Raw genomic sequence first — 14,685 nt, 5'->3', positions numbered from 1 at the left:
CCGGTCATGCGAGGTCACAGCATGCCGGATCGACATTCGGAGCGCTTGCCCGGGCGGGGCTTCCCGCGGGGACCGGCGGCCCTCAGCCGAGGGGCGCGGGTTCGCGAAGCCCCACCGGCCAGGTGTGCACCGGCTCCCCGGCGTGCATCAGCTCGGCATAGCGCCGGGTCGTCGCGGCGAGGGCCGCCTCGCGGCCGAGTCCCTGCTCCAGGGCCCGGTGGAAGGTGGCCGCCTGCCAGGACGCCCCGTTGACCCGGCGCCGGCACCGCTCCTCGATGACGCCCAGGTAGAGGTCCCGGTCGGCGGCCTCCACGCCCCACGCGTCCAGTCCCGCCGAGGCCAGCGGCAGCAACTCGTCGCGGACCAGGGTGACCGCGTCGACCTCGCCGGTGCCGCCGTAGCGTCCCCGGCGCGGCCAGACGAAGCGCGCGTCGATGCCGTACCGGCACGCCGCGTCGAAGTTGGCCTCGGCCGCCGCGAAGGGCAGCCGGGTCCACAGCGGCCGGGACTCCTCGGCGAGGGCACGCACCAGGCCGTAGTAGAAGGCCGCGTTGGCGATCACGTCGATGACGGTCGGTCCGGCCGGCAGCACCCGGTTCTCCACGCGCAGGTGCGGGACGCCGTTCGCGATGTCGTAGACGGGCCGGTTCCAGCGGTAGACCGTGCCGTTGTGCAGGACGAGTTCGGCGAGCCGGGGCACGCCGCCGGCGTCCAGGACCTCCAGCGGCTCCTCGGCGTCGCAGATCGGCAGCAGGGGCGGGAAGAAGCGCAGGTTCTCCTCCCACAGGTCGTACGCGGAGGAGATCCAGCGTTCGCCGAACCAGATGCGCGGCCGCACCCCCTGGGCCTGGAGTTCCGGCGGGCGGGTGTCGGTGGCCTGCAGGAACAGCGGCACCCGGGACTCGCGCCACAGCTCGTGCCCGAACAGGAAGGGCGAGTTGGCGCCGACGGCGATCTGCGCGGCCGACGCCACCTGCGCCGCGTTCCACACGTCGGCGAAGCGGCCCGGAGTGACCTGGAGGTGCAGCTGGACGGAGGTGCACGCGGCCTCGGGGGCGATGGACTTTGAGGTGCGGGTCAGATGCTCCACACCCTCGATGTCGAGGACGAAGTCCTCGCCGCGGGCGGCCACGATCTGTTCGTTGAGCAGGGTGTAACGGTCCGCCTCGGAGAGGTTGGCGGAGACCACGTCGTCGGGTTCGAGCGTGGGCAGAATGCCGATCATCACGATTCCGGCGTCCACCTCGCCGGCCTTCCGGTCGGCATATGCGAGGGAGGTGCGCAGTTCCTCGGCGAGCCGGTCGAATACCCGGCCACCCAGTCGGTGTGGGGCTATGTTGACTTCCAGATTGAACCTGGCGAGTTCTGTTTGGAAATCACGGCTGGCGATGCGCTCCAGCACCTGTCCGTTCAGCATTCTCGGCATGCCGTCGGGACTGGTGAGATTCAGTTCGATCTCCACACCCATGAGGTTCTTCGGGCGGTCGAACCGCTTCTCGACCAGCAGCCGCTCCAGTCCCGCCAGACACTTTTGGAGCTTTTCGCGGTAGCGCTGGCGATCGGACAGGTCGAACTGCCCCGCCACGACCTTCTCCCCCATCGAAGTGTCCCTCCTCGGATGGGCGGGCCGCAGATCCGGCCGCCGGGGTCCCGGGTCAGGTGGGATGATGCCCAGCCGAAGCGATCGATAACGTCTCCTGCGGGCTCGGCACCCGCTACTCTTTCGGAATGTTCCCCGCGGCACATTCACGGGGCATGCCGCAGTACGCACCTTCGGGTACCCGGACGGCCTCGTGAAAAACGCCGACGACATTCAGCCGACCGCTGTGACGAGGTATTCCGAGGTCAGCAGCGCGGTCCCGGACCGGAAATCCGGATGATTTACGCGTATCTCCGGCTGAATGACCCCTTGCCGAGTCAAGCGGAATCCGGTAGACGAAACATCGTCTGAACACGTGTCGTATAAACTTCGCGAACAAGGCCTAAGGTTGGTGCCCGCGGTCCCGGTTCCTGTCGTGATCCTGCCGTCGAAGTGACGCGCGGCAGGCCTCAGCCGCACCCTCGTCCACCGATCCGGGCCCCCACCTCTCCAGGCCCACCCGTGAGCAGACAGCGTCGTCCGCCCCACCCTTCTCGCGCCGCCGCGCCTGTCGAACGAGAGGCGACCCACCATGCCGCTGCATGTGCCCCTTGCACCCGCGCCCGCCCTGCGCTCCGTCCTCACGGCCCTCGGTTCCCCCACCGCGGTCCGTGAGGCCCGAACTCCCTCCCTGCGCGCCGCGCAGGGCCCCGCGACGCCCGAACTGCCGCTTCCCGTACACGTGTTGGACCGGATCACGGCGCAGGGCCTGTCCGCGACCCGGCTGGCCGGGTGGCGCTTCCTGATCCGCTGCGGCGACCGCGCGGTCGCCGCGGCCGACACCATGCTCACCCCGGACGGCTGGGCCTTCTCGCACTTCTTCGAAGGCCCCTACATAGCCTCCACGGAACGGGCCCTGCAGCAGGCCGAGGCGCTGCAGCAGCAGTACCAGCCGCGTCTGCTGTCCGTGCCCGGCCTGTACATGCTCACCCTGTGGCTGCACGGCGAGGTCGCCGCGGAGCCCGCCGAGGGCCATCCGGCCGCCACCGACCTGCTGATCCCACTGGCGCCGGCGCCGCCCGGCATATCCGCCCACCGGCCCTACCGGGTCTCCGAGTTGCTTCCCGTGCTGACCCATCGGGCGACCCCCGTCCCGCTGCTCGGCTCACCCGCCTGAACGACGCCCGCGTACCCCGCTACCCGGAAGGGAAGCGGGGTACGACTGTTTTTACCGGGATGCGAATACTTCTCCGGGGCTGCGGCGCCCCAAGGGAATAGAATGTGCTCGTACGAGCAATTATCCGCTCCGACGAGCCGGAAAAGGTTCTCTTCCGTCCGGACTAGCCCTATCCGGCCACCCAGAACCACCCAAAGGGACAGTGCAGTTGGACTGAACCGTCCGCGCGGGTGACGCGTCATGAACCTGTGAGAAGCGGTGCTGCGAAATCCCTGCGGAATGACGCCCAGAGGGCAACACTGGGTTCCGACCGACTATCACCACGGGGGACGAACATGACCACGAACGAGCGAGAGATCCCACCCATGTGCCAGCACCAGCCACCGTGTCCGCAAGCCGAGTCCGCCGACCGGGAGTCCGCCCGCCTCGTGGCGCACCACCCGGAGCAGGGATGGAGTCTGCTGTGCAACGGCGTCCTGCTCTTCGAGGACACCGGTGAGCTGCTGCCCGACGGCCGCGTCATCGCCCCGCACCGCCCGCTCGGTGCGGACCAGGTGATGACCGCCGCCTGAGCAGCGCCCCGGGCGGTCCGCCGCACCGCCCGGTGACCCAAGAGGGGCCGGCCGCACGCCCATGGTGCGCACCGGCCCCGACGTGTGTCCGGGGGCGGCTACGGTCCGTAGCCGAGCCCTATCGCAGCGCCTCCCGCAGCGCGGTGTAGGCCGGCTTGGGGTTCAGCTGCTCGTCCCAGGGCAGGGCCGCGCCCTCGCCCGGGAAGAAGGCCGGGATCCAGGAGTACTTGTCGGTGTAGTCCCAGATCGTCACGCCGACGCAGCGGCGCACGGCCAGGCAGGCCCCGGTCAGGTCCCGGTACCAGTCCGCCTGCTCGGCGAGCTTCTCCTCGGTCGCGGGCAGTTGCATCCGTACGTCGACCTCGGTGAGGGCGGTGTCGAGGCCGAGGCGGGAGAAGCGGCGCAGGTTGTCCTCCAGGGTGGTGGGATAGCCGTACTGGAGGGCCAGATGGGCCTGGAAGCCGATGCCGTCGAGCGGGACGCCCTGCGCCTTGAGGTCCTGGGCCAGCCGGTAGTAGGCGTCGCTCTTCGGGCCGACGGCCTCGATGTTGTAGTCGTTCAGATAGAGCCGGGCGTGCGGATCGGCCTGGTGGGCCCAGCGCAGCGCGTCGGCGATGTAGCCGGGGCCGAGGGTCTTGTACCAGAGGGTCTCGCGGTAGCTGCCGTCCTCGTTGAACGCCTCGTTGACGACGTCCCAGGAGTAGACCTTGCCCCGGTAGTGCCGTACCTCCGTGGTGATGTGCTTCTTCAGCACGGCCCGCAGTTCGGTGGCCGTCCACTGCTTCGAGGTGAGCCAGTCGGGCAGCTGGCTGTGCCAGACCAGGGTGTGGGCGCGGACCTTCTGGTGGTTCTTCCGGGCGAGGTTCACGATCTGGTCGCCGTTGGTCCAGTCGAAGACGCCCTGTTGCGGCTCGGTGGCGTACCACTTCATTCCGTTGCCGGGCGTGATCATGTCGAACTCGCTGCCGAGGATCTTCGTGTAGGCGCTGTCGGTGAGTTCGGGGTTGTCGGTGGCACTGCCGAAGTACCGGCCGTGGCGCTGGGCGAGGTCGGCGAGGGTGGGCTGCCGAACGCGCGCCTGGGCGGCGGGGCCGGTGGCGAGGCCGGCGGCCACCAGGACGGCTGCGAGGACGCCGGTGAGTCTGAGGCGCGTGCTGTTTTTGGGCATGGTGCGACTCCTGTCTCTCGAAAGGTGCTCGAAGCGAGTGCTCAGCCCTTCGTGGCACCCGCGGTGAGGCCGCCGACGAGCTGGCGCTCGGCGACCGAGTAGAAGGCGAGCGCGGGGACCATGGCGAGCACGAGGTAGGCGAAGACGCGGGCGTAGTCCGAGGAGTACTGGCCCTGGAACTGCTGGACGCCGATGGGCAGGGTCCACCACTTGGCGTCGGTGAACACCAGCAGCGGCAGGAAGAAGTTGTTCCAGCTGGTGACGACCGCGAGGACGGAGACGGTGCCGAGCGCGGGCCGCGCCATGGGCAGCAGCACCCGCCAGAAGAACCCGAAGGAGCTGCAGCCGTCGAGGGTGGCCGCCTCCTCCAGCTCGCCGGGGATGTCCCGGAAGAAGCCGCGCAGGATGATGATCGTCATCGGCAGTCCGAAGGCGGCCTGCGGGAGGATCACGCCCAGCGGGTTGTCCAGCAGGTCCAGGTAGCGCAGCAGCAGGAACAGCGGCAGGGCGGCCACCGCGAAGGGGAACATCAGCCCCATCGTGAAGACGGTGAACAGCACTTCCCGTCCGCGGAAGGCGAACCGGGCGAAGGAGAAGGCCGCGAGCGCGGACACGGCGACCACGAGCACGGTCGTGCCCACCGCGATCAGCGTGCTGTTGCCGACCAGCCGCCAGAAGTCGCCCGAGCCGAGGATGCCGGTGTAGTTGCCGGTCCGCCAGTGCTCGGGCAGCCCGAACGGGTTGCTGGACAGCTCGTCGGTGGACTTGAAGCCGGAGAGGACGGCGTACACCAGGGGTACGACCATCACCGCGCCGACGGCCACGAGGATCACGTGCAGCGGCAGGGTGCGCGCGCTCTTGCGGGTCACTTGCCGGCTCCCCTCATCGTCGTGGTGGCCCCTTCGAGGTCGCGGCGGAGCACGAACCGCTGGTAGGCGAGGGCGAAGACGAGGCAGATGCCGAACATGACCACGCTGATCGCGCTGGCGTAGCCGACCTGGTAGCGCTTGAAGCCGTACTGGAACATGGTCACGGCCATCGTCTCGGAGTGGTGGTCCGGGCCGCCCTGGGTGATCACCCAGACCAGGTCGAAGAGTTGGATCGCCCCGATGACGGACAGGAAGACGCTGATGCGCAGGGTGGGCGCGAGCAGCGGCAGGGTGACGTTGCGGAAGCGCTGCCAGGGATTGGCACCGTCGATCAGCGCCGCCTCGGTCAACTCGGCCGGGATGGACTGGAGTCCGGCCAGGTACAGCATCATGTGGAAGCCGAAGTACTTCCACGTCATGACCAGGAAGAGGGTCGCCATGACGTAGGACGGATCGGCGAACCACTCCCCGCCCAGCCCGTCCAGGCCGATGCCGCCGAGAACGTGGTCGGCGAGTCCGTCGTCCGGGGCGAAGACCATGCCGAACAGCACGCCGGTGATGGCCTCGGACAGGACGTACGGCGCGAAGAACAGCATCCGGTACACGGCCCGCCCGCGCAGCCGCTGGTTGAGGGCCACGGCCATGGCGAGCGCGAACGGCAGTTGCAGGGCGAGGGACAGGACGACCAGGACCAGGCAGCGCCACAGGTCGCCCAGGAAGACCGGGTCCTGGAAGAGCCGGGTGAAGTTGTCCGTGCCCGTGTAGTCGGAGGGCATGCCGAAGCCGCCCCAGCGGAAGAAGGCGGCGTACAGCGCGAACAGCATCGGCAGCAGCACCAGCACGATGAACAGCACCAGCGCGGGGACCTGGAAACCGACCGCGGTGAGCCAGTTCAGGGTGCGCCGCCGGGCCCGTCCCCGGGCCGAGGCCACGGCCGGGGGCGGTGCGGCGACGTCGGGACCCGACCGCTTGTCCGGGAGGAAGGTGGAGGTCATCGCCGGCTACTGCTCTTCCTTCGCGGTCTTGGTGATCGACTGCGTGACCTGCTCGGGGGACTTGGAACCGGCGATGAGCGCGGCGACGCTGTCGTTGACCTCCTGGCCGACGGCGGGGGCGTACGCCTGGTCGACGTAGAGCTGGAAGCCGGTGGCGCCCTTCAACTGCGCCTGTACGGCCTTGATGTTGGGGTCGGAGATGGCGCTCTCGGCGGCCGGGACCACGGGCAGGACGCCGGTCTTCTTGACGAGTTCGACGTCGGTGGTCTCGGCGGCGAAGAACTTCAGGAAGTCGACGGCCGCCTGCGGGGCGCCCTTGCGCAGGGCGTGCCCGCCGCCACCGCCGAACACCTCGGTGATGGCGCCCTTCCCGCCCTCGACCGCGGGGAACGGGAAGAAGCCGAGGTCCGAGCCGAGGCCCTTGCCGGCGTCGGCCTCCACGACCGGGGCCCACTGGCCCATGAGTTCCATGGCCGCCTTGCCGTTGCCGACGGTGGCGGCCTGTCCGGTGGGCGTGGAGTAGGCCGCCCCGAGGAACCCCTTCTGGAACGGCTGGAGCCCCACCAGGTCCTTGAGGTGCTGCCCGGCCTCGACGAACCCGGCCCCGGTGAAGTCCTTGGCGTCGTTGGCCTTCCGCAGGGCGTCGACGCCGGCGGTGCGCATCGCGAGGTAGGCCCAGTAGTACATGCCGGGCCACTTCTCCTTGCCGGCGAGGGCGAGGGGGGTGATGCCCTTGGCCTTCAGTTTGCGTACGGCGTCGAGGAAGCCGCTCCAGGTGGTCGGGGCGCGGTGATGCCGGCCTGCTCGAAGAGCGCCTTGTTGTACCAGAAGCCGATCATGCCGATGTCGAACGGGATGCCGTACAGCTTGTTGTCGAGGAGGTACGGCTGCCTGGCCACCGGCAGGAGTCCGTCGGCCCAAGGCTTGGTGGAGTCGCTGAGGTCCTCGACCAGACCCGCGTCGACCTGCTGCTTCAGCACGCCGCCGCCCCAGGTGTGGAAGATGTCCGGGAGCTTCCCGGAGGCGATCAGTGCGGTCATCTTCGACTTGTAGGCGTCGTTCTCCAGCTGGACGATCTTCACCTTGACCTTGGGGTTCTGGGCCTCGAACTTCTTGGCGAGGCCGGCCCAGACGGTCTTGGTGGGCTCGGTGGTGGAGATGTTCCACCACTCGATGGTGGTCGTCCCTGAGGACGACCCTCCGTCCGAGTCGCCGCCGCAGCCGCTGAGTGCGGTCACACCGAGGCCGGCGGCGACGGAGGCCGCCAGGAAGCCGCGGCGGGACAGTGCAGGGTCGCCCATCATGCGCTCCTTCGAAACTTTCGGAGTTGCTTCGGAGAGGGTCCCGAGAAGGAAAAGCGGGCCCACCGCATGCCGCCGGATCGTTCACCGCATCCCGGTGGGCACTCCGGTTGACATCCCGGTGGGCCGAAACATTCGATTGAATCTCCGAACGTTCCGAACCGCGACTCTAGGAAGGCGCATGGGGAGCGTCAAGATGTCGTGCATCAGGTCGCGGACTCGTAGTCGAACCAGTCGAAGGCCACGCTCCCCTCGGTGACGTGCATCCCGAGGACACGGCCGGTGAAGCCACCGGCCACCTCGGTGGACACATAGCGGCCGTCCTGTTCGGCCAGTCGAACGGATCCTTCGGAAGTTTCGATCGAGAAGGCGATGCTGTCGGGCCCGCTGAGGTGCGCCGGCTCCCGGTCGGCGCGGATGTCCAGGGCCCGGGTGACCGGGCCCTGGGGCACCGGGTGTGCGGCGATCCGCTGCCGCACCGGCCCGATCCGTACGACCAGGGCCGCCTCGCCCGCGGCCACTTCGAGGTCGTAGTGGTCGGGCCTCGTCCAGGCGGACGGACAGCCCGGAGCGCGACGACGGTCCGGGGTCGAGCAGCACGGCGGCTCGGCAGTCGGGGTGCTGCCGGCGGCGGCCGACGAAGGTGTGCCCGGGCCGGTCGAGGCTGCCACCGGTGGCCGTCAGCGTCAGCCGGCCGGGCCGCTCGGCCACGGACCAGCAGCCGTCGGGCCGGCTGCGCGGGGAGATCCAGTGCGGTGCGAGGGTCGGGTCGGTGAAGTCGTCCCGGACGGGCGCCGGCCGGTGAGGCGCCCAGGCGGCCGGTGCCGGGTGCCGCTCCCGCACCGGACCCGTCCGCGGCCAGTCGTCCACCCACTCCACCGGCGCCAGGAAGGTCTCGCGGCCCAGGGACGTGGAACTCCGGGAAGTAGCCGCGCGGCCGGGTGCCGAGCAGCACCATCCACCAGCTGCCGTCGGCCGCCTGGACCAGGTCGGCGTGACCGGTGGACTGGACGGGCAGGCCGGTGCCGCGGTGGGACAGCAGCGGGTTGCCGGGCGCCGGTTCCAGGGGTCGCGCGGGGAGCGGGCGCGGGCGGCCGAGACGCCGTGGCCGAGCGCGGTGCCGCCTTCGGCGATCAGCAGGCGTCGTCGGGCAGCGCCCACTGCCCCGGCCGGTCGAGGACGTTGCCGATCTGGCGCCAGTGCACCAGGTCCCGGCCGTGGAACAACGGCAGGCCGGGGAAGTACTCGAAGCTGGAGCACACCAGGTAGTAGCTGTCCCCCACGCGACACACGCTCGGGTCGGGGTGGAAGCCGGGGATGACGGGGTTGTCGTACGTCCGCATGGACGCCTCACAGCGTGCCGAAAGTTTCGAATCTGGCGGCGAATCTTACTGACCCACTACCGTGGGACTCAGGCGGACGGAGCAACTGCAAGGCCCGGGCGGACCGGCCGGCGAGGGAGGGAAGACCGGTCCGCCCGGGAGTCCGGCATGCGACGGAGTGACCTGGGACAGGGGGGCGTCAGACGCCCACGTCGCGGCTGCGCAGGTCGGCCAGCGACTCGCGGCGGACCAGCAGGCGGGCACGGCCGGCGTGCACGGCGACCACCGGTGGGCGGCCGACCAGGTTGTAGGCGGAGGCCATGGACAGTTGGTAGGCACCGGCCGCGGGTACGGCGAGCAGGTCGCCGGGGCGTATGTCGGCGGGGAGTTGAGCCTCGGCGAGGACGTCACCGGCCTCGCAGTGCCGGCCCACGACGGTCACCGGGGTCAGGGGCGCGGTGGCGGGCCGCCCGATCAGGCGGGGTGCGTAGCGGACGCCGTACAGGGCGGGCCGCGGGTTGTCGCTCATGCCGCCGTCGACCGCCACGAAGGTGTGGTCGCCGGCGCGTTTGACGGCGAGGACGTGGTAGACGGCGATGCCCGCAGGGCCGGCGATCGCGCGGCCGGGTTCGATGATCAGGCGGGGCACCGGCAGGTCGGCCGCCGCGCAGGACGCGGCGAGTTCGGCGCGGACCCTGCTGCCAGGACGGCCGGGTCGAGGGCCGGTTCGCCGGGGCGGTAGGCGATGCCGTGGCCGCCGCCGAGGTCGAGTTCGGGCAGCACGAGGCCGTGCTGGTCGCGCAGCCGGGCCAGCAGGCCGACCATGCGGCGCACGGCGGTGACGTACGGCTTCACGCTGGTGATCTGCGAGCCCAAGTGGCAGTGCAGGCCGACGAGTCGGAGCTGCGGCTGGTCGAGGATGCGGGCGATGGCGTGCTGGGCGTGGCCGTCGGAGAGGGAGAGGCCGAACTGCTGGTCCTCGGTGCCGGTGCGGATCTTCTCGTGCCCGCCGGCGGCGACCCCGGGCACCACGCGGACCAGCACCCGCTGCCTGCCGTCGGGTCCGAGGGCCGCGGCCAGCCGGGCGATCTCCACGGGGCTGTCGATCACGATCCGGCCCACCCCGAGACGCAGCGCCAGCTCCAGGTCGTGCGGCGACTTTGCGTTGCCGTGCAGCACGATCCGCTCGGGCGGGAACCCGGCGGTGACCGCCAGTTCCAGCTCACCGGCCGAGCAGACGTCCAGGCCCAGGCCCTCCTCGTCCGTCCAGCGGACCATGGCCCGGCAGAGGAACGCCTTGGCCGCGTAGAGGACTTCGGCCTCGGGGAAGGCCTGCCGGTAGGTACGGCAGCGCTCGCGCACCTCGTCCTCGTCGAGCACGTAGACGGGGGTGCCGAACCGGTCCGCCACCTCGGCGAGCGGGACTCCGCCGACGGCCAGGTCTCCGGGGTGGGGTTCGATGGCCGAGGCGGGCCAGACGGACAGGTCGGCGGGGGCGGTCGGGGTGGTGGGGACGGCTGCCGCGTGCGGGGTGGTCGCTTCGTGCAGGGTGGTCATCGGGTGCTCCCCTCCGTGACCCGGAAGACCAGGTGCGGGATCGACGGGGCGGCGGGTACGGGCGCCGGGGCCGAGAACGTGGGGTCCACGGTGACGGTGGTGACGCCGAGCGGCGCGGTCAGCGCGCGCAGCGCGGGCTCGGCGAGCCGGATCCACGGCTGGTCGGGGCCGAGCGTGCCGGCCAGACGGCGGGCGGAGGTGAAGGCGACCGCGGTGCGATCGCCGAGGGGGGTGCGGAACAAACGGGCCGCGCACCCGGCGGGTCCCGGCCGGACGGGGACGAACAGGGGTCCGGCCGGGGTGCGTTCGGAAGGCTCCGGGTCGTCACCGCAGACGAGTTCGGGCATGGGTTGCCTCCTGGGAGGAGCGTGGTGGCCTTGAGCGCCCCGGACGCGGGGAGGCGGACCGGGGCCGCCTCGACGCTATGCCCGGCCGGGCCGGTGTTCCGATCCCTCATGACGCGATGCTGACGGCGAACGGGGCGACACTGACGGGTTGCTGACGCACGCGGGCGCCGGACGGGCCGGGGCCGTCAGCGACCCGCCAGGAATTACTCCCGTCGGCTGGTCGAATCGCCGGTACGGGAGTGGGATGGGAGAGAAGCCCTGTACACGGGCCCACCCACGGGGGCAGCCCGCGGGCGTCCATGAGGAGCGGTGGAGTCATGTCCGGTTACGACGCCTCGGCAGCCGCCCGTGTGGTGGTCGGGGTGAGCGGTTCCCTGGGCAGCGTCACGGCCCTGCGCCGGGCCGCGGCGCTGGCCCGGCGGCTGGGAGCGGAACTGTGGCCGGTGCTGGCCTGGGAGCCGCCCGGCGGCGATCCCGCCGCGCGCCGCTCCCCCGCCGCAGGTCTGCTGATCGAGGAGTGGCAGCGGCTGGCCAAGCAGCGGCTGGCCTCCGTGCTGGAAGAGATCTTCGGGGAGGACGGGCCAGGGGTGCCGATGCACGCCCTCGTCGTCCGGGGCACTCCGGGCAGGGCACTGGTGGCGACCGCCGACCGCGAGGACGACCTGCTGGTCGTGGGCGCCGGCCGGCGCGGCCTGCAGCGCGCCTTCTCGGGCCGGGTCTCCCGGCACTGCCTCACACATGCCGACTGCCCGGTCCTCGCGGTACCGCCGTCGCCGCTGGAGTCGGACCTGGTGTCCGTCCACCGGCGCAACGCCTGGCATCGGCGCATGGACACCCGGGGCCTGTGAGGCGTTGCGAGCACGTCAAGACCCGGCGCGACGCCGTCAGGGTCCCGTCAACATCGCGCACGGCCCTGTCCCGGCAGGCTCTCCGCTCCCTACCGTCGAACCCATGGAGCACCGCGACGACACCCGCTCCGAGGTGACGGTCCCGCACCCGCACGGCACCTCGTCCGTGGTGTACGACCGCCAGTGGGCCCCGGACCTGTACAGCTCGGCCCGCTGCGCGGCCGTGCTGCTGGGCATGCTCCTGCTCGTCGACGCGGTGGCCGGCACCCTCACCTGGTGGCGCTCGGCCCTGTGGATCTCCCTGGCCCTGTTCCTGTTCCTCGTCCTGCTCCCCGCCCGGGTCTCGGCCGGCGAGGGCTGGCTGGCCTCCCGCCGCCTGCTGCGCACCCGCCGGGTCCGCACCGACCGGCTGGTCGCGATACGCCCACGGGACGGCGTCGCACAGAGCCTGGTCCTCCGTGACACCCTCGGCGCCCGCGTCGAGATCGACCCCGAGGTCCTTCTCCGCAACCCCGACCTCTGGCACCGCCTGACCGAGGCGGCCCGCACCTCGGAGACCTCCGGCACCCTCCGCTCCGGCACCACGGCCCTGCACCAACTGACGGAACGCATCGACCGGGAGACGGCCCTGACGGTGTTCCGGGCGTCGGGTCTGGAGTAGCGAACACAGGGGCCGTGCGGCTGCGGTTCCGCTGTCCGCGGGGCAGCATGGAGGTGTCGTACGAGATGACGCTGGGTGTCCGGGCCGGAGTCCGCGGCTTTCCCTCCTGCTTACGGCCCAACGCGTGCCGTCGGCCGCCGGGCCTCCGCTTCTTGAGTGTCACCTCCTTCCGTCGGGTCTTTCTTAACGCAAGATTGACGCCCCCGAGCCCAGGATCCGTGGGCCCAGGCGTCACTCTCTGCTTACGCTGGTGCCGCCGTCCGCGTGATGGCCGGAAACAGCTGAGCCGCACACCAGGAGCACGCCGATGGCCACGACCGAGCACCCTCCTCCCAGTCGCCTGCGCACCTGGATGCTGGAGGGGCTGTCCGACATGGGCAAGGGCGGCCATGCCCGCCCCGAGGCCGAGCCGGAGCCCGCGCACAAGGGCCAGCGCTGGTGGCGCGTGATGTGTCTGACCGGTGTCGACTACTTCTCCACCCTCGGCTACCAGCCGGGCATCGCGGCCCTCGCGGCCGGTCTGCTCTCGCCCATCGCGACCATCGTGCTCGTCATAGTCACCCTGGCCGGCGCCCTGCCGGTCTACCGCCGGGTGTCCGAGGAGAGCCCGCACGGCGAGGGTTCCATCGCGATGCTGGAGCGACTGCTCTCGTTCTGGCAGGGCAAGCTGTTCGTCCTGACCCTGCTGGGCTTCGCGGCCACCGACTTCCTCATCACCATCACCCTGTCGGCCGCCGACGCCTCCACCCACCTGGTGGAGAACCCGCACCTCACCAGCGTGCTCCACAGCCACCAGATGCTGATCACCCTGTTCCTGGTGGCCCTGCTCGGCGCGGTGTTCCTGAAGGGCTTCCTGGAAGCCATCGGCGTCGCCGTCGCCCTGGTCGGTATCTACCTCGCGCTCAACGTCGTCGTCGTGATCGTCGGCCTGTACCACGTCGTCACCGCCGGGCACGTGATCACCGACTGGACCAGCGCCCTGACCGCGGAGCACGGCAACATCTTCGTCATGATCGGCGTGTCCCTGATCGTCTTCCCGAAACTCGCCCTCGGCCTCTCCGGCTTCGAGACCGGCGTCGCCGTCATGCCGCATGTGGAGGGCGACGAGGGTGACACCGAGGAGCGTCCGGTCGGCCGGATCCGGGACACCAAGAAGCTGCTGACCACCGCCGCCCTGATCATGAGCGCCTTCCTGATCGCGACCAGCTTCATCACCACGCTGCTGATCCCGGCGGACGATTTCAAGCCCGGCGGCCCGGCCAACGGCCGCGCGCTCGCCTACCTCGCGCACGAGTACCTGGGCGGAGCCTTCGGCACGGTCTACGACGTCTCGACCATCGCCATCCTGTGGTTCGCCGGCGCCTCCGCCATGGCCGGTCTGCTCAACCTGATGCCGCGCTACCTGCCCCGGTACGGCATGGCCCCGCACTGGGCGCGCGCCGTCCGCCCGATGGTCATCGTGTTCACCCTGGTCGCCTTCCTGGTGACCTGGATCTTCGACGCCAACGTCGACGCACAGGGCGGCGCATACGCCACCGGTGTGCTGGTGCTGATCAGCTCCGCGGCGATCGCGGTGACCATCGCTGCTCACAAGGCCGGCCAGCGCGGCTTGACCATCACGTTCGCGATCATCTCCGTGGTGTTCCTGTACACGACCGTCGTGAACGTCATCGAACGCCCCGACGGTGTGAAGATCGGCGCCTGCTTCATCGTCGGCATCATCCTGGTCTCGCTGCTGTCCCGGCTGGCCCGCGCCTTCGAGCTGCGGGTGACCAGCGTGACGATGGATCCGATGGCGGAACGATTCGTCCGGGACATGGCCAGCCGCAAGATCCGGTTCATCGCCAACGAGCCCGACCGGCGCGACAAGGCCGAGTACCGCGACAAGGTCGAGCAGATCCGGGCCGACAACGAGATGCCCGAACAGGAGGACTTCGTCTTCGTCGAGGTCACGGTCACCGACCCCTCCGAGTTCGAGGCGGTCCTGACCGTGCGCGGCGAGGTCCTGCACAACCGCTACCGCATCCTGACCCTGGAGTCCTCCTCCATCCCCAACGCCCTGGCCGCGCTGCTCCTCCACGTCCGGGACATGACGGGCTGCACCCCGCACATCTACTTCGAGTGGACCGAGGGCAACCCGTTCGCCAACTTCCTGCGCTTCTTCCTCTTCGGGCAGGGCGAGGTCGCCCCGGTCACCCGCGAGGTCCTGCGCGAGGCGGAGCCGGACCGCGCCCGACGCCCGCGCGTCCACACGGGCTGAGGCACACACTGGCCGGGACCGGTATCGCC

The 14,685-nt window shown here is 70.5% G+C and carries 12 protein-coding genes and 3 pseudogenes; 5 read left to right on the top strand and 10 right to left on the bottom strand.

The window, feature by feature from the left end; translation table 11 throughout:
* Positions 1-82: 82 nt before the first annotated feature.
* Positions 83-1,600: a glutamate--cysteine ligase gene (locus tag CRP49_RS28280; protein WP_094214369.1), complete on the bottom strand. Its 1,518-nt coding sequence runs from the start codon at positions 1,598-1,600 to the stop codon at positions 83-85.
* A 571-nt stretch (positions 1,601-2,171) separates the two neighbouring features.
* Here CRP49_RS28280 and CRP49_RS28275 point away from each other — a divergent pair.
* On the top strand, positions 2,172-2,756 hold the full coding sequence (locus CRP49_RS28275) for a hypothetical protein (RefSeq protein WP_097255893.1): 585 nt from the start codon (positions 2,172-2,174) through the stop codon (positions 2,754-2,756).
* A gap of 365 nt (positions 2,757-3,121) precedes the next feature.
* Positions 3,122-3,328: a DUF5999 family protein gene (locus CRP49_RS28270; protein ID WP_094214367.1), complete on the top strand. Its 207-nt coding sequence runs from the start codon at positions 3,122-3,124 to the stop codon at positions 3,326-3,328.
* A gap of 118 nt (positions 3,329-3,446) precedes the next feature.
* Here the strand turns inward: CRP49_RS28270 and CRP49_RS28265 are convergent, their stop codons facing one another.
* The 9 genes and pseudogenes from CRP49_RS28265 to CRP49_RS28235 form a co-directional block, all read right to left on the bottom strand.
* Positions 3,447-4,496 carry an endo-1,4-beta-xylanase gene (locus tag CRP49_RS28265; RefSeq protein ID WP_097255892.1) on the bottom strand — a complete coding sequence of 350 codons (1,050 nt, stop codon included), beginning with the start codon at positions 4,494-4,496 and terminating at the stop codon, positions 3,447-3,449.
* 41 nt (positions 4,497-4,537) lie between these two features.
* Positions 4,538-5,302: a carbohydrate ABC transporter permease gene (locus CRP49_RS28260; RefSeq protein ID WP_257033699.1), complete on the bottom strand. Its 765-nt coding sequence runs from the start codon at positions 5,300-5,302 to the stop codon at positions 4,538-4,540.
* A 59-nt stretch (positions 5,303-5,361) separates the two neighbouring features.
* Complete coding sequence (locus tag CRP49_RS28255) at positions 5,362-6,360, bottom strand: carbohydrate ABC transporter permease (protein ID WP_097255890.1); 999 nt, start codon at positions 6,358-6,360, stop codon at positions 5,362-5,364.
* Positions 6,361-6,366: 6 nt separating this feature from the next.
* Positions 6,367-7,661, bottom strand: a pseudogene (locus tag CRP49_RS28250) (extracellular solute-binding protein).
* Between the two features lie 206 nt (positions 7,662-7,867).
* Positions 7,868-8,332, bottom strand: a complete 465-nt coding sequence (locus CRP49_RS49205) for a hypothetical protein (protein WP_373560372.1) — start codon at positions 8,330-8,332, stop codon at positions 7,868-7,870.
* A pseudogene (locus tag CRP49_RS49200) lies at positions 8,268-8,822 on the bottom strand (family 43 glycosylhydrolase); the annotation flags it as partial. The gene CRP49_RS49205 and the pseudogene CRP49_RS49200, both read right to left, overlap by 65 nt.
* Positions 8,795-9,004, bottom strand: a complete 210-nt coding sequence (locus tag CRP49_RS49195) for a family 43 glycosylhydrolase (RefSeq protein WP_373560371.1) — start codon at positions 9,002-9,004, stop codon at positions 8,795-8,797. The pseudogene CRP49_RS49200 and the gene CRP49_RS49195, both read right to left, overlap by 28 nt.
* Positions 9,005-9,182: 178 nt before the next feature.
* A pseudogene (lysA, locus tag CRP49_RS28240) lies at positions 9,183-10,540 on the bottom strand (diaminopimelate decarboxylase).
* Positions 10,537-10,887 carry an SAV_915 family protein gene (locus tag CRP49_RS28235; RefSeq protein WP_097255889.1) on the bottom strand — a complete coding sequence of 117 codons (351 nt, stop codon included), beginning with the start codon at positions 10,885-10,887 and terminating at the stop codon, positions 10,537-10,539. The pseudogene lysA and the gene CRP49_RS28235 overlap by 4 nt, the downstream one beginning before the upstream one ends.
* Positions 10,888-11,204: 317 nt before the next feature.
* On the opposite strand from CRP49_RS28235, the gene CRP49_RS28230 reads away from it, so the two are divergent.
* The 3 genes from CRP49_RS28230 to CRP49_RS28220 all read left to right on the top strand — a co-directional run bounded on the left by CRP49_RS28230 (position 11,205) and on the right by CRP49_RS28220 (position 14,656).
* Positions 11,205-11,735, top strand: coding sequence for a universal stress protein (locus CRP49_RS28230; protein WP_097255888.1), 531 nt, complete (start codon positions 11,205-11,207; stop codon positions 11,733-11,735).
* Positions 11,736-11,838: 103 nt separating this feature from the next.
* Positions 11,839-12,396 (top strand): hypothetical protein, encoded by a 558-nt coding sequence (locus tag CRP49_RS28225; protein ID WP_097255887.1) that lies wholly within the window; start codon positions 11,839-11,841, stop codon positions 12,394-12,396.
* A gap of 307 nt (positions 12,397-12,703) precedes the next feature.
* Positions 12,704-14,656 (top strand): APC family permease, encoded by a 1,953-nt coding sequence (locus CRP49_RS28220; protein ID WP_097255886.1) that lies wholly within the window; start codon positions 12,704-12,706, stop codon positions 14,654-14,656.
* Positions 14,657-14,685: the final 29 nt, after the last annotated feature.

It is taken from the genome of Streptomyces sp. Ag109_G2-15 (assembly GCF_900215565.1).
Classification (GTDB): domain Bacteria; phylum Actinomycetota; class Actinomycetes; order Streptomycetales; family Streptomycetaceae; genus Streptomyces; species Streptomyces diastatochromogenes.
This window is presented reverse-complemented; position numbering and strand designations above follow the sequence as displayed.

Coding starts and splice junctions, on each gene's coding strand:
- CRP49_RS49195 (WP_373560371.1), bottom strand. CDS start 9,004: ATGCGGACGTACGACAACCCCGTCATCCCCGGCTTCCACCCCGACCCG.
- CRP49_RS28225 (WP_097255887.1), top strand. CDS start 11,839: ATGGAGCACCGCGACGACACCCGCTCCGAGGTGACGGTCCCGCACCCG.
- CRP49_RS28235 (WP_097255889.1), bottom strand. CDS start 10,887: ATGCCCGAACTCGTCTGCGGTGACGACCCGGAGCCTTCCGAACGCACC.
- CRP49_RS28230 (WP_097255888.1), top strand. CDS start 11,205: ATGTCCGGTTACGACGCCTCGGCAGCCGCCCGTGTGGTGGTCGGGGTG.
- CRP49_RS28265 (WP_097255892.1), bottom strand. CDS start 4,496: ATGCCCAAAAACAGCACGCGCCTCAGACTCACCGGCGTCCTCGCAGCC.
- CRP49_RS28270 (WP_094214367.1), top strand. CDS start 3,122: ATGTGCCAGCACCAGCCACCGTGTCCGCAAGCCGAGTCCGCCGACCGG.
- CRP49_RS28280 (WP_094214369.1), bottom strand. CDS start 1,600: ATGGGGGAGAAGGTCGTGGCGGGGCAGTTCGACCTGTCCGATCGCCAG.
- CRP49_RS28255 (WP_097255890.1), bottom strand. CDS start 6,360: ATGACCTCCACCTTCCTCCCGGACAAGCGGTCGGGTCCCGACGTCGCC.
- CRP49_RS28275 (WP_097255893.1), top strand. CDS start 2,172: ATGCCGCTGCATGTGCCCCTTGCACCCGCGCCCGCCCTGCGCTCCGTC.
- CRP49_RS28260 (WP_257033699.1), bottom strand. CDS start 5,302: ATGGTCGTACCCCTGGTGTACGCCGTCCTCTCCGGCTTCAAGTCCACC.
- CRP49_RS28220 (WP_097255886.1), top strand. CDS start 12,704: ATGGCCACGACCGAGCACCCTCCTCCCAGTCGCCTGCGCACCTGGATG.